Origin of the sequence: Streptomyces sp. SID13726 (assembly GCF_010548375.1) — a bacterium.
Lineage (GTDB): Bacteria > Actinomycetota > Actinomycetes > Streptomycetales > Streptomycetaceae > Streptomyces.
In genome coordinates this window covers 151,020-166,154 of the sequence record NZ_JAAGLY010000002.1, presented here as the reverse complement: position 1 = coordinate 166,154, position 15,135 = coordinate 151,020, and the positions used below count along the sequence as shown (strand labels likewise).

Annotated in this window: 8 protein-coding genes; 1 reads left to right on the top strand and 7 read right to left on the bottom strand. The window is 69.1% G+C overall.

Going from position 1 to position 15,135, the window contains the following annotated elements; all coding sequences use genetic code 11:
• Positions 1-9 precede the first annotated feature (9 nt).
• The 7 genes from fxsT to G3I78_RS04755 form a co-directional block, all read right to left on the bottom strand.
• Positions 10-4,209 carry an FxSxx-COOH system tetratricopeptide repeat protein gene (gene fxsT, locus G3I78_RS52770; RefSeq protein WP_275424784.1) on the bottom strand — a complete coding sequence of 1,400 codons (4,200 nt, stop codon included), beginning with the start codon at positions 4,207-4,209 and terminating at the stop codon, positions 10-12.
• Positions 4,206-5,021 carry an AAA family ATPase gene (locus G3I78_RS04780; protein WP_343243647.1) on the bottom strand — a complete coding sequence of 272 codons (816 nt, stop codon included), beginning with the start codon at positions 5,019-5,021 and terminating at the stop codon, positions 4,206-4,208. The genes fxsT and G3I78_RS04780 overlap by 4 nt, the downstream gene beginning before the upstream one ends.
• 348 nt (positions 5,022-5,369) lie before the next feature.
• The gene (locus G3I78_RS04775) at positions 5,370-6,911 is read right to left on the bottom strand and encodes a hypothetical protein (protein ID WP_239157656.1); all 1,542 of its coding nucleotides are present in this window, start codon (positions 6,909-6,911) and stop codon (positions 5,370-5,372) included.
• Positions 6,912-7,457: 546 nt separating this feature from the next.
• Positions 7,458-9,368, bottom strand: a complete 1,911-nt coding sequence (locus tag G3I78_RS04770) for an HEXXH motif domain-containing protein (protein ID WP_164421514.1) — start codon at positions 9,366-9,368, stop codon at positions 7,458-7,460.
• 15 nt (positions 9,369-9,383) lie between these two features.
• Positions 9,384-9,593: a hypothetical protein gene (locus G3I78_RS04765; protein WP_164421513.1), complete on the bottom strand. Its 210-nt coding sequence runs from the start codon at positions 9,591-9,593 to the stop codon at positions 9,384-9,386.
• A gap of 263 nt (positions 9,594-9,856) precedes the next feature.
• Positions 9,857-11,830, bottom strand: coding sequence for a peptidoglycan recognition family protein (locus G3I78_RS04760; protein WP_164421512.1), 1,974 nt, complete (start codon positions 11,828-11,830; stop codon positions 9,857-9,859).
• Positions 11,831-12,120: 290 nt separating this feature from the next.
• On the bottom strand, positions 12,121-13,260 hold the full coding sequence (locus G3I78_RS04755; protein ID WP_164421511.1) for an aminoglycoside phosphotransferase family protein: 1,140 nt from the start codon (positions 13,258-13,260) through the stop codon (positions 12,121-12,123).
• 253 nt (positions 13,261-13,513) lie between these two features.
• Between G3I78_RS04755 and G3I78_RS04750 the strand changes: the two genes are divergently transcribed.
• Positions 13,514-15,007: a hypothetical protein gene (locus G3I78_RS04750; RefSeq protein WP_164421510.1), complete on the top strand. Its 1,494-nt coding sequence runs from the start codon at positions 13,514-13,516 to the stop codon at positions 15,005-15,007.
• The last annotated feature ends 128 nt before the right edge of the window (positions 15,008-15,135 follow it).

Sequence of the window (15,135 nt, the reverse complement as noted above, 5' to 3'; positions counted from 1 at the left end):
TCCTCGCTGTCACAGCGGCATCGGATCGACGTCGCAGTTCGCCGGAATGTTCGCCCGGGCCGTCGCGAGAGCAGGGTGGTCCGGGCCGAGAGTGCGTTCGTAGCGGGCGAGGGTGTCCTCGTAGAGCTCGTCAGCCTCGCCCGCACGGCCCAGCAGCCGTAGTCCGAGGGCCAGGTTCACCGCGGTGGCGAGAGTCGCCGGATGATCCTCGCCGAGCCGTCGGCGGCCCTGCTCCAGAATCTGTGTGCTGAGGTCGACAGAGGCCTGGGTCTCGCCCAGCTCGTACAGATCTGCCGCGAGATTGCTGGTACACGCGAGAACGTTGGGGTGCTCGGGTCCGAGCCGATCTGCCAGAGCGTCGCGGATCTGTTCGTTCAGACGGCGCGACTCATCGACGTGGCCCAGGAGACGCAGACAGACTGCGTGGTTGATGCGCGCTCCCAGGGTGTGCGGATGATCCGGACCGTAGAGCCGGGTGTAACCCTCGCAGCCCTGTTCACTCAACTCCAGGGCCTGCTGGAGTTCTCCGCTGTACCGCATGTCGATGGCATGCGTGAGGAGCGCCTCGGGTGTCAGCGGATGCCTGTCGCCGTACCGGTTCCGGAACAACTCCAATGCCCTGCCGGAGAGTTCCAGCGCCCGCGCGTGCCGACCCATGCGTCGCTCGGCCTGCGCCAGCGCCTGCTGACTCGCGACGGTGCTGGGGTTGGTGGCCCCGAAGTGGTATTCGTAACGGCGCGAGACGTCCTGCTGTTGCCTGTACGCGTCGGCGTATTCGCCGGCCTGCCGCAGGTCCATGGCGACGCCGGCCAAGGTGTGGAGAGTGGACAGCGCGTTCTCACCGAGTTCCTCCACCTTGCGCAGGTGGGTGTCCCGGTCGAGTTGCAGCGCCTGGCGGAAGTCTCCGGTGAGCCGCAGATTCAGTGCGACGCGATGGGCGAAGGTCAGCGTGGAGACGTCATTGGGGCCGAACAGCCGTCGGCTCGTCTCGAAGGCCTGGCTGTCCAGCGCGGAGGCACCCTCGTAGTCTCCCCGCATGCGCAGATCCCAGGCGAGTATGGAGGTGATCTCCAGCGTGGTCTCGTGTTCCGTGCCCATCGTCTCGGTCATGGCCTCGCGCGTACGCTGGTCGAGTTCGTAAGCGGCTTGATGATGACCGAGCGACCTCAGCGCGTCTCCGAAGAGTTTGGCGGCACGCAGGGCGTGCTCGTTGTTCTCGCCGTCGGCCCGGGACCACATCGTGTACGCGTCCTGGGCCAGCTCCCGGCAGCCTTCATAGTCGCCCCAGCCGAACATGTACTCGATCTCGTTCAGGACCAGTTGGCGGACCCATCGGTCCTCCGACATCACGGCCCTGCTGTTGAGGACGTGGGGGAGCAGTTCGCCGTACCGCTGCCACTGCTCAGGTGAGGACGGCTCCACCGGATCGCCATGAGCCAGCAACGTGTGGGCTCCGGCACGCAGTTGTGCCTTCTGCTCGTCGGACATCTGATTGATCAGGACTCGTTGGATGAGCCGGTGCAGCTGGATCGTGTTGGCGCTGTGGTTGATGCGGGCGAGCCCGTAGCGGTTGACGCCGCGAATGGCGCGCCCCAGCCGGATCGGATCGCTGAGGGCGAGGGAGAGTTCGGCGGGCACCGGTGCGTCCCGGATGCCGGTGAGCAGACGTCGGGAGATCGGCTCGGGAGCGAAGAAGGAGCAGACCTGCAGAAGTTGCAGTGCCGCGGGATCGTCGCGCTGGAGGCGTTCGAGGGAGAGGTTCCAGGCCGCGGCCACGGACAGTGGGTAGTCCGGAGGAGGATCAGCGGCCATCAACTCGTAGGCGTGCTGCTCGAACAGCCGTAGATATTCGTCTGCCTGCATCCCCGTCTCGGCGAGCCACACGGCGGACTGCTCGACGGCCAGCGGCAGATCCCCGAGGGTCTCCGCGAGCCGATCCGCGGTGGCGTCATCGAGGTCCGGGGCGCGCAGCTGGAGCAGCTGACGACTCTCGGCCCGTGTGAACACATCGACTTCCAACGGCCTCGCGGCGGTGGCCCATTGGGCGTTGCGGGAAGTCACCAGAATGCGTCCCGGCCCGTTGGTGGGGAAGAAGTCGCGGACGGTCTCCGGGGTTTCCGCGTTGTCGAAGACGAGGAGCCAGCTCTTGTCCGGTTCGCCGATCCGCAGGGCCTCGATGACCGCGGGGATGGCCGCACCGGCTTCGCCACCGCTGATGTCCAGTTCGAGTCGCCCCGCCAACTCCACGAGGGACTGACGGATCTGCTGCGGCTGCTCGGACGGGATCCACCAGACGATCTGATATTCGTGCATGTGGCGGTACACGTACTCCACGGCCAGTTGGGACTTGCCGACGCCTCCCATGCCTTGCAGGGCCTCGGGGATGACAGCGGTGGTGCCTTCCTGAAGGCGCCGGTGCAGCAGATCGAGAAGCTGGACCCGGCCGGTGAACGCACGGTTGCGCGGAGGCACGTTTCCCCAGACCGGTGGAGGCCTCAGCGCCTTCTCGCCCTGTTGCGCGGCTCGCCTGCGCCGCTCGTCGTCCATGGACACGTTCCCTCCCAACACGGTGCCGGTCGCGGCGTGCTCGCCCTGGTGGGCGGGTGCGGTGTCCGAGAGCTCCTCCCGTCCTGCTGGTGCGAGACGTGCTTCGAACAGGCGCGCGACGGTGCCGTATCGTCCGCCGAGGGCGACGAGAGCCGGCAGAACCGGCACGAGCCACGGTCGGATCCGAGCTGCGGACAGGTGGGCGGCACGGCTGGGATCCCGCACGAGCGCGCCCATCTGACGCAGTTCCGCCCCCACGGGACCCTGTACCACCTCCGCCAGGTAGTCGAACACCGTCTCCATGGCGAGTGCTGTCTCATGGCGTGTCCCTTCGGCCAGCAGTTCGTCGCGCACACCGTCCACGAACTCCAGCTCGACACGGGCACCTGCCGGTTGGGCGTCGTCCGGGGGAGTGGGCCGGAACACCCCACTCAGTAGCAGCTCCGCCAGGTGCCAGGTGTGTGCCTCGGGGAGCACCCGCGTCCGCAGAACCTCGAGGATGTGTGCGTTGAGCGGAGCGGCAGCGTACAGCCGCGCCAGGTGATAGGCGGTCGGGCTGAGTTGGGCCCGCAAGTGACGTACCCACTCGATCGCCGAGGCGGGCCGGGCACGGGTGCGCCGATGCTGCCCGGGTACCGGTGTCGGTTCTCCCGAGGCGGCGACGACTCTCACGTCGTACCGTGGTGGCCCGGTGCGACTGATGAAGTGGGACCAGCGGTTGAGGGCCTGTGGGGTGAGTTCGAGGACGGGGACCGGCAAGGCGTGCGGATCGGCTACGTCCACATCCTCCTGCCAGGCAGGTGCGAAGTCGTCGGGCAACCATGACCAGGAGCGGTTGGGGGCCATCGGACCGGGAGACATCAGGGACGCTCTGCGCGGCGGCAGGGCGCTCCGTGACCACAGGCGCTCTGGAAGGACGTTCACGATGGCGACCGAGGCAGTGCGCGCCCAGCGGGCGAGTCTGAGCTGGGCGCTTCCGTCAACCCACTTGTCGGCGTGCATGTCGGTCAGGACCAGGACGAGGTGCCGACCGGGTGTACCGGACCGGGCCGGGGCGCAGTCTCCTCCCACCCCGGCGGCTGTCGGCCAAGGGAACACCCGGACATCGGTGAACGCTCGGGACCGGGTTAGCACACCTGCGAAGCGCTCTGCTGCCCGGTGCCACAGAGTCATGGAATACCCGCTGTCCACGACAAGGGACACCACCGGCCGGCGCCCCCGGTCTGTCGGGCCGCGAGCGGAGGTTGAGCTGCCACCGCCGAACAGTCCGGTGTTGATGCGCTCGGCCGGGGATCTCGGGGAAGGCACGGTCAGCCGCCCGTGCAACGGGCGGAACGCGGTTTCCCAGGCACGGGCCTCGTCTCTTGCGGACGGCTCCGAAGCGACGGTCGGAAAAGCGTCGGAAATGTTTGATCCTGGGAGGGTGTGCTGTGCCGCTGGCGACTCCGATCCGTACCAGGCCCCGTTCCCACGCGGGAGTCGCACTCCGCTCGATGCGGCGGCGCTTGCGCCCCTGGGTGTGTGCTGCTCCCGCTGGACCGCGAACCACAGCGCCTCGCCGACCTCGAACGACGTCGGAGCGACGCGTGCCCGACCACCGGAGGCGGTGCCCGACCCCGCGTCGGCACGCTCCCCGTCGTGCGAGGAAGGCGGCTCGGTCATCCGGGACCTGCTCCGTCGAGCCGCTGCCACAGGGCGTGCAGCACCCTGCCCCAAGCCGCTTTGTCGGGACCGGAGGGCGCTGTCCTCAGATACTCGGAGTCGAGCAGATGGTCCGGGGTGAGTGTGGCGCCGGACAACGACCGGGCGAGGAAATCGCGGATCATGGTGAGCCGTTCAGCGCCGTCCCCGGTCGCGAACTGAGCGGCCAGAACCTCGGCGAGGTGCTCGGCGTCCGGTGCGGGAAGCTCCAGTGACACACAGTGGCGGAGCAGATCGGCGGGAAGAATCCGCTCGCCCGTGCACGTGATGACCACGACGGGGAAGGCGCGACACCGAACCCGCCCTTGATGGACGACAGCCGTGCCGTCCGGGTCGTCCGTGTGCACCACCGCATCCGGCGTCCGCGAACGCAGCCGGGCCAACTCCGGTATGCGGAACTCACCGTCGGCGATGATCCCGGTGAGACCGTCGCAGAGATCCAGATCCGCTTTCTCGAAGTCGTCGATCAGCAGGACACGCGGGACCTCACGAGGAACCAACGCGGTGCCCAGAGGGCCGAGTTCGAAGAATTCGCCAAGGTTCTGGTCCTCTGTTCGCAGTACGGATGTGCGCAGTACGGAGGATTCATGTAATCGGCCGATCGCGTCGTACTCGTACAGCCCTTCCCGAAGTGTGGAGTTGCTCGTGATACGCCAGTGCAGTACTCGCCCGAGGCCCAGTTCACGGCTGATGCGATAGGCCAGGCTGGATTTGCCGCTTCCCAGCGGGCCGGTCACGACGAGTGGGCGCCTGAGGAACAACGCGGCATTCACAAGGTCGGCCTCCTGGGCGGACACCGGCCATGACGACGAGTCGGCTGGGCCCAGCCAACGGAGAGCGGTGGCCTCGTCGCTCGGAGCCGGATCCGCCAGCGCCGGTCCGCCGTCGAAGTCACGCCACGGCGGCGGGGGCGGCAGCCGCTCGGTGAGCGGTGTGGCGGGGGGCGCTCCCGCGGTGCCCCGGTAGATCCACCACTCCCGATTCGCGCTCTCGGAGCCGGGAGCCGATGTTCCCCGCGACGCGCGGGCCTCTTTCCCACCGCTGCCCCTCACAGCCAATGTCCTCCTCCAATACAAGGTCCAGGTGCGGCAGCCGGCGTCGGAACACTGACGGCCCGTCGGCTACAGGTCGAATTTCCTCTCCGCAGGCGCTTCCTGCGTACTCGAAAGGACGGGCTCCGGGAAATCCGGGAGCCGATTCGGATCGTCCCAGAGAACCGCGATCCCGGCGCTGGTGTCACCACCGGCGTACCCATCGTCTTTCGGCCCGGGAACGGCACGCAGGCGCACCATGTGGTCCAGCAGCCGGTCCAGAGGATCGCTGAGGGCAGACTCCATGGCATGCTGCGTCTGCTCCGGCAGCGGGCCGTGATGGCTCCACACCAGCAGTGGCAGACCGGCCTCCAGCCCCATGAGCAACTCCCGTCTGCCTTGCTGTTGGTCGGGTGGTGCGCCGAGGGCCATGAGCACCACGGCCGGATTCTCCTTGAGGTGCAGATAGAGCCGATGGCTCTCCTCCTCGCGACGAACACCGCAATGATGAGCGCGTGCCTCTCCCGGGCGTGCCGCCAGAACGTGCCACCGTTCGTTCCAGACCCTGTGGAACTGCCGTGCCTCGATGCGCTCCAGACTGCGTACGACCACGGTGTAGTCCTGCCAGAACGGTGGGCCACCGTGCTCGCTCGGCCACAGGGGCCTACTGTCCGGCAGCCCGATCCTGGGCCACTCCTCCACCGGCTCGTTGAGCAGGGGCACGGGCAGGATGAACTCGAGCACGATGCCGCCCCGGTGGTTGCGCAGCTGGATCTCCTCCCGGTTCACTAGCATGGCGACATGACGGCGCAGCTGTTCGCGCGGGACGGACCTCTCGTCACGACGACGCGGTTCCCACCTGCTGCCGACATTGATCCAGCAGGTGACGTCGACGAATTCCGGTGAACTCATCGACGGATTGAGCCGGAGCACGAGATGGGCCGGGCGAGTCTCACCCGCCCTCGGACGCCCCGCGTCGGAGTGGGCGGGCGCCAGAATGCGTCGGGCGACTTCTGGGTCGTCGGCGATGCTTCGCACCTGTCGACCGATCCAGGTCCGTATCGCTTCTCTCTGCTCCTGTGACAGGCCGGCGGCCAGGTCCTGGAGAAAGCGCACCGAACGCGGCACGCCGTCCGACGGCTGGTTGATGTGCGCCAGGAGTTGGTGGGCGTCCCAGGCGGTGTTCACGGGGTCCGGGAGAGGACCGAAGTGCGCACCGGACGCGGCTCGGTAGAGCTCGGCCAGTTCCGGCACACTGGTGCGATCCAGCCCGGCCAACAAGGCCTGCAATTCGTGTTCCGCGACATCGGTGAAAACAGGGAGCGCGACCGGTTGCACCAAAGAGGCGGCATGTACGGATGGCAGGTCGTAATCGGCCAGAAATTGCACGGCATCGGTCAGCGCCTGCCAGCCGCGTGGAACGGAACCGAACTGCCGGACCATGGAGACGACATGGATCTTCTTCTGAGGGGACTCCGTGACAGAGACCTGTAACTGGAGCCTTTCCATCGTCTCTTGGACACAGAGACGCCGGTGCTCCAGGTCGTTGAGCACGGTGACCTTCATCAACGCGTCCGCGAGGCGTGCGACGGTCGCCGGTTCCGGGACCCCGTACGGCTCGCGGTCAGGCATGGTCACGCGGCCCGTCCGGCCAGGCCCGCTCGGCCAGTCGTGAGCGACACACGGCCATGGTCTCCCCCTCCATGCCCCGAAGTGCCGCGAACAGGGCGGTCGGCCCCTCCTTGAAACCACCGATCCGGCGTATGACATGGAGAAGCTTTGAGCCTCGGCCGACTGCGCCGTGGAACTCCCCGGGCGTTCCTGCGCCAGGCAGTAGGGCAATCCAAGAGCGACTACGGAAGGCTGCTGAGCGCGTGCTCATTCCTTGCTGTTGTCCGGTAGGTGGATTCCCGGAGTGAAGAATCCCAAAACGGGTTCCGTCCCATACACCGAACGGGATCATTCGGATCCCTCCGCTCGATTCGTTCCGCTGCGTGCCGAACGCGGAAGCGGGCATCCCGGCCATCCTGCCGTCGCCGTCGTGCCGGGCTTCCGCCGCGCTGACATCTCTGACCTGCTTGAGCGCAGAGGTGTGTTCCCGAGTGGCGAGCTGACGGAGGCAGAGCCGGTCAGGGGCACCAGGGTAGGGCGGTCGGAGAGCTTTGGGTACGGGGCCGATCAGCCGTGATCCGGACCGGAAGCCGTCTCACGCACTATCGGCGTCCGCCCGACCCAGTCGCTGAGTGCGAGTGGGTCCGGCGCAGCGCCCTGCCGCAGCAGAACGAGATGTACCGCCCGGACGACCTCGGGGCGTCCCAACAGCGCTTCCGCTGCTGCCTGATGGCCGCTCGCCGAGAGCGCAAGACCCAGACCGGCCCAGGCCGAAGGAGACTCGGGCCGGTCGACGAGAACGTCGCGGTAGGCCTGAGCGGCGAGTACCGGGTCACCGCCGACCAGCGCGAGGTCGGCGGCGACCAACGCGGGGTCACGCGAAGCGGTGTAGCTCTCGCCGGACGAGTGGGCTAGCAGCGCATCGGGCCCGTGGAACAGTGCCCGCCGCAGCTCACCACGCGGATCGGGTGGTCCGAACCGTGGATCGGGACGAAGCACGGAACGGACGCGCCCAGCCGCCGACGGGTCGACTCGGGCCAGCCAGTCGTGGGCCAGGGCCTCGGTCTGCGCGGCGTCCGGACAGGTGTGCCGGGCGCGCCAGACCGCCCGGAGGTCGGTGGCCTCGTCCCGCGCGAGCGCATCGGATGGAGCGGGAACGGACTCCCGGAACCATGCGGCCGTCTGTTCGGTCATCGCCGCGACGAACCGCAGGCCCAGAGGGGTGAGCTGTTGTTCTCCGCACGACGTCAGCGTGTCCAGCGCCTCGCCGACCGCCGCGCGCCACAGCGCGAATTCGAAGTGCGCGAGGCTTGCTGAGGCACCGGTCAGCGCATGGCGCTCGATCCGCCAGAAGTCGGCGACACCCGCGAAGGAATAGACCCCGTGCAGAAGGCCCGTGGCCGGGCGAGGGTCACCTCGCCACGGCGCGTAGAAGAGGGGTGGATCGATGCCAGGCAACGGGTCCTGGCACAAGGGCAGTTGATGCAGCAGGGCGTTGAGTACGGAGTGACGAGCCTCGTGCACCAGGGTCGCCGCGACTTCGGCGGCATCCCGGAGCGGTGACATCAACGCGCTCCCGAACGCCTCGTTGTACGTGGCGCTCATCGGCCGGTACAGAGGAGCGGCCGACAGTGGAACGACCACTCGCAGAGCGGTGGCCCGCAGCGCGGCCGCGTGCGGATGTCGACGCACGAGTGACGTGTCCGCCTCGCGAAGCGTGAACTCCCAATGCTGCACGTCCTCTTGGGTGAGGTCCGTGGCGGACTGCTGTGGAGGGCTCCGGAAATCCCGGTACGGATCGCTTTCGTCCAGCACCAATTCACGAGCGGAGTGGTTCGCGCTCACCGTGACGCGTGGCAACGGTTGCCAAAAACCCTGAACGCCGCTCAAGTCGGTGGGCAGGGCGAGCTGTTGACCGGCCACCGTGAGAACGGGGTGGGCCGGGGGAGCGATCTCCAGGACCGCGACCTCGGCCGCGAGGGCGATCGGCAGTGCTACCCGCCCCAGCGTCGGCAGGGGAACCCCGGCCCCGATCACGGGCAGGTCGATCGTGCCGGCGACGCCGGCGCGCAGAGCCGCGGAGGCGGCTACCGCATGCAGATAACCGAGTTCACTCCACAAGGAAGCGACGGCCCTGCTGGAGCGGCTCTCGTGACGGAGACGCTCCAGCATCCGAACCGCCCACACCCCCAGCCCCGGATGGTCCAGGAGGTCGATCACCACATCGGGTCTGACCCGCTCGATCCGCATGAGCAGGTCCAGCGCGGCGGTGACCGGAGAAAGAGGCGATTCCGACTCCGCCCGGACCTGCTGGGCTGCCTCGACCACCGCACGCAGCATCAACATGCGACGGCTGCGCTCGACTTCGTGGATCCGCCGTGCGGTGGCCGGGAGGACATGTCCTGTGGCCAGCGCGTCGAGATCCGACAGAGGAATGCGATGTCTGACCGGCGCGGCGTCCGGGGCGACGGGGGACATGGGTACGGACCGGCCCTAGTGCTGAGGGGCACTGCAGTCGACGGCGAGGTGCGGGCTTCCGGCGCCTCCGCTTGCGCTTTGCGCGGCAGTCCTTTCACCCAGATGCCGCACCAGTGCGGACATCGCGTCGACGACCGCGGGGTCACGAAGGGCCATCACCTCTTGGAGCCCGCAGCGGCTGAGATCGATGAGATCGGTCTCGAACTCGGTCGCATACGTCGTCACGTCGTGTCTCTCCCTATCGCTGTGCCGAACCCGGCCGGCGCCGTCTCCGCGGCTACCGACTCGGGGCGCGGAGCTCAGGAGGGCGCGCCGACCGGCTCTTGTTGCAGGCTTGTGATGCGGATTGTCCGCGTCGAGAAGGACATCCAGACATCCGCCACGCGACGGTACCGCATCACTGAGGTCGCTGATGCGCGGAGCGATACCTGGCGTCGGCCTGACGGTTCCCGGAGTTGACGCTCCGCCAGACCGACGTCGACGCGCGCCTACGTCCGCGAGCGCACCACATCCACATCCGCCGCCCGCACGAACGCCACCCGATGCCCGTACTGGATCTCGTAGTACCGGTCCTGCCCCACCACGACCTTGTGCGAGTCCGTCGTGAAGGTGACCGCGTAGTAGTACTCGCCCGGCACCCTGTCACCGACCACGTACCGCTGGCCCTTGAGCACGGTGTACGGCAGTGGGGACACCGCCTGGACGGGAACGCCCGCCGGGTAGGCGGCGGCCTCGGGGTACGCGCGGCCGTACACCGGGACCGTGGCGAGGCCCTTCTTCGGGGTCACTACGAGGCCGGAGGCGTTCACCGCCGTGGGGTTCTTCCTGGGGTTCTTGAACCAGGCCTTCTGGCCCAGGTACCAGATCGCCGTCCAGTCGCCGTCGCGGCCGGCGAGCGCGTACTGCTGGCCGGTGGAGACCCGCGAGGACAGGTCGTTGACGTCGATGGTGGGGGCCTTGCCCAGACCGATGTCCTTGATCAGGGGGGCCGTCTCGTCAGGGGCGGAGTAGAGGCGCACCTCGCTCGAACCGTGGGACGCGCAGGGCACGTCCTTGGTCACGCAGCCCGTGTACCGCGGCTGGTTGGTGGCGTAGTCCGGGCGGATCGTCACCAGGCCGCCCTGCCGGCCGGCCGTGGACTTGAACGGGCGGCCCAGCAGCTCGAAGTAGTGCCGCCAGTCCCAGTACGGGCCGGGGTCGGTGTGCATGCCCGCGACGGTCGAGGTCGTCGGACCCGGCACGTTGTCGTGGCCCAGGATGTGCTGCCGGTCCAGCGGGATGCCGTACTTCGCGGAGAGGTACCTGACCAGGCGCGCCGAGGACCGGTACATCGCCTCCGTGTACCAGGCGTCCGGGTTCGCCAGGAAGCCCTCGTGCTCCAGGCCGATCGACTTGGCGTTGACGTACCAGTTGCCCGCGTGCCAGGCCACGTCCTTGGCCTTCACATGCTGGGCGATGTGACCGTCGGTCGAGCGCAGGGTGTAGTTCCACGACACATAGGTCGGGTCCTGCACCAGGTTGAGGACTCCGTCCCAGGTGCCCTCCGTGTCATGGATGACGATGTACTTGATGCTCTGGGAGGCGGGGCGGTCGGCCAGGTCGTGGTTGCCGTAGTCGCTCTCCCCGAACTCCTCGTACGGCGCCGGGATCCACTCGCAGGACACGGTCCTCGGGCACTCGGTGCCACCGGTGCCGAGCGTGCGCAGTCCCGTCCGGGTGAGCTGCGCGGTGTCCGGGGCGAGGGCCGGCTGGGCGGCCAGGGCGAGTCGCTGGCCCGCGTCCGTGGTGCGCTCCTCGCCGGTGCGGAGCACGTCGAAGACGTCGTTCGCGTACGCCGCCGCGGTGGCGGTGTCGTCCGCGCCGGAGAAGCGGGCCACCGCGCCGTACCAGTCCGCCGGGTCCTGGCTCGGCGGCTCGCCCAGGTCCTTCTGGGCGGCGGCGAGCAGGGCGGCCCCGCCGGCCACGTTGGCGGCTGAGTCGCCGCGCAGTTCCTCGGCGCTCAGGCCGGTCAGCTCGGCGGCCTTCGGCAGAGTCTCCAGCCGGGCCGGGAGTTCGGCGGGCTCCGGCACCTTCGTCCTCGGCAGCAGAGCCGCTCGGGCGCTGTCGCCGCGGGCGTCCTCCGTGCCCTCGCTGTGGTGCGGTGCCGAGGCCAGTGCCGCACGGGCGTCGGTGAGGTGCATCGGGCCGTAGCCGCCGGTCACGCTTGGCGCGCCGGCGTGGGTGTCCCAGCGGGACTGGAGATAGGAGACGCCGAGCAGCACGCTCTGCGGGACGTGGTACTTGGCGGCCGCCGAGGCGAAGGCCCGCTGAAGCCCGGCCGAGGAGTCCCCGGACACGGACGGTCCTGCCTCGGACGGGGCCGCACCGAGCAGCGGCAGCAGCAGAGCCGCGCCCGCCAGGGTGCCAGCCACTTTCCGGGCGGGGCCGGCGGCTCTGTTGGGGTCGGTCGTGGATCCTCGCAATGCAGCCTCCTGGGACGGTCGGGCGAGATGAGCCGTACGGGGCCGGGCGTGCGTCAGTGGTACCGGCTTGCCGACGATCCGTCAATCATGCCCAGGGGCAGGGGATTTCCCACGTCAATCGGGGTCTACGGGAGTTTCGTGGCGGAGGCTTCCGGGCCTGCGGGGCGTCAGTGGCGTACACCAATGAGCCGACGCCCCGCCGGGTCGTACGACGCGGCGACGCGCCGCCTGGGCATACGAAGGTCCGCGGCACGCCGCTGTCCAGGGCGCACCGCGGACCGCCATCCCCGTCAGCGAGTGCCGACCGCCGCTCGGACGGCCCGTCGGGCCAGCTGGCAGTCGTCGTGCAGCCGCCTCAGCAGCAGCCGCTGTTCCTCGCCGGACGGCGCAGCACCAGGGTGGGCCGCGCCCGGTGCCGCCGGGGTCGAGTCATGCATCGAACGCTGCACGGCCGTCTCGTAGGTACGGATCTCACGGGTGAGCACCAGCATCAGGTTCACCAGGAAGGCGTCCCGCGAGGCCGGGCCCGCCGACTGGGCGATCTGGCTGATCTGACGGCGGGCCACCGGGGCGTCGCCGAGGACCGACCACAGCGTCGCCAGGTCGTAGCCCGGCAGGTACCAGCCCGCGTGCTCCCAGTCCACCAGCACTGGACCGGCCGGTGAGAGCAGGATGTTCGAGAGCAAAGCATCGCCGTGGCAGAACTGGCCCATGCCCTGTCGGCCCGCAGAGTGCGCGATGCCGTGCAGCAGCTTCTGGAGGTCGCCCATGTCCCGGTCGGTCAGCAGTCCCAGTTCGTGGTACCGGGAGATCCGCGCCGCGTAGTCGAGCGGGGCGTCGAAGGTGCCCGCCGGTGGCCGCCAGGCGTTGAGCCGGCAGATCGCGCCGAGCGCCGCTCTGATGTCGGCACGCGGCGGGGCCTCCGCCGGGTGCCGGTGCAGCGCCGCCACCCGGCCGGGCATCCGCTCGATGACCAGAGTGCAGTTGTCCGGATCCGCCGCGATCAGCCGGGGCACCCGCACCGGGGGGCGGTGCCGGACGAACGAGCGGTATGCCGCTATCTCGTGCCGGATCCGCTCGGCCCATACCGGGGAGTGGTCGAGTAAACACTTGGCGACGGCCGTGCTGCGTCCCGTCGTTCCGACCAGGAGCACGGCGCGTCCGCTGCGGCGCAGCACCTGCACCGGGGCGAACTCCGGGCAGATCCGGTGCACCGACGCGATCGCCGTGCGCAGCTGGGCGCCCTGGGGGCCGGACAAGTCGAGTCTCCCGCTGAGCGGTTGGGTGCCGAGCCCCGGAACGCGCCGCGTCCTGCCCGTACCCGGTACGGGGGCCGTCGGCCGCGCGGGGTCGAGGTAGGGGCCGCCGCCCGCCGGACGGAGATGCGGCGACCGGGGCGGGGCGGACACGGAGGACGATGCTGCGTACATGGGCGAGACAGATCCCTTCGTGTGCCTGCTGTGCCTGGAGAAGCAGTGCGCTGCCCGACCCGGCCGCCCGGGTGCACCCTGGGGAATGCACCCGTCATATGAAGCGGAGGCCGGGTCGGGGTGGCGCGTTCCTACCTGACACCAGATGTGCAGTGGCACACCATCTGGCGGACCCTGGCGAACCCTGGCGAATAGTCCCGGAGCAACTGACGCCGGGCTACTGTCAACTCAGCCGAGTACCTGGGGGCTTGACGTGAGTGGACAACCCAACACCCGTCTTTCGGACCTGTTCGGCCTGGCCGGCTGGTCCAAGGGCGAACTCGCGAGGCTGGTCAATCGGCAGGCGGCGGCCATGGGCCACCCCCAGCTCTCGACCGACACCTCGCGGGTACGGCGTTGGATCGACACGGGAGAGATCCCGCGCGATCCGGTGCCGCGGGTGCTGGCGGCTCTGTTCACCGAGCGTCTCGGCCGTGTCGTGACCATCGAGGACCTCGGTCTGGTCCGGCACGGGCGTACGGGGAAACGGCAGGGCGACGGGAACGCTGAGAATCCCGACGGCATGCCGTGGGCGCCCGACCGAACCGCTGCGGTCCTCACCGAATTCACGGGAATGGACCTCATGCTCAACCGACGCGGCTTGGTGGGCGCGGGTGCCGCGCTCGCCGCGGGATCCGCACTCACCAGTGCCATGCACGACTGGCTGCACACCGATCCGGCCCTCACCGCCGATGCCCCCCAGTTCGACGACCCCCTGCACGCCGACCCCGCTGGGTTCGACCGTTACGAGGCCGCCCCCATCGGGTCGCAGGAGATCGAGGAGCTGGAGCGCTCGGTCGAGGTGTTCCGGGCCTGGGACGCGGCCCGCGGGGGCGGGCTGCAACGCAAGGCGGTCGTGGGCCAGCTCAACGAAGTGGGCGGCATGCTCGCCTACCGGCACCCCGACCATCTCCAGCGGCGCCTGTGGGGCGTCGCCGCCAACCTCGCCGTCCTCGCGGGCTGGATGTCCCACGACGTCGGCCTCGAACCCACGGCCCAGAAGTACTTCGTCATCGCCGCCCATGCCGCGAGAGAGGGTGGCGACCGGCCCCGCGCGGGCGAGGCGCTCTCCCGGGCGGCCCGCCAGATGGTGCACCTCGGCCGGCCCGACGACGCACTCGACCTGATGAAGCTCGCCCAGTCCGGCTCCGGCGAACAGGTGCTGCCCCGCACCAGGGCGATGCTCTACACCATCGAGGCCTGGGCACAGGCCTCCATGGGCAAGGGCCAGGCCATGCGCCGCACCCTCGGACAGGCGGAGGACCTCTTCGTCTCCGACAAGAGCGACGTGCCGCCGCCCAGCTGGATGCAGACCTTCAAGGAGGAGGACCTCTACGGCATGCAGGCCCTGGCCTACCGCACGCTGGCGGAGCACGAGCCGGCCGCGGCCGCGCACGCCCAGCACTACGCGGACAAGGCCCTGGCCCTGCGGGTCGACGGACGGCAGCGCTCGAAGATCTTCGACTTCCTGTCGATGGCCTCGGCCTGCTTCATCGCCGACGACCCCGAACAGGCGGACCGGTACGCGCGGTTGGCGCTGGTGTCCATGGGCTCCAACTCCTCCCACCGCACCTGGGACCGGCTGCGCCAGATGTACCGCCTCACCGCCGAGTACTCGGGCTACCCGAAGATCAACGAGCTGCGCGAGGAGATCAGGCTGGCCCTGCCGAAGCCGAAGGGAAGGGGTGGCAACAGCGCACGGGCCTGAGCGGCACGGGTACAGGAGGCCCGTACGGTCGTAGCAGTCCCTTCATGACGGCACACCTATGGCCTTGATGACGTCAGACATCTATGGCTAGGACGTACGTCACCTTGCCTAGGACATCACCTTGCCTA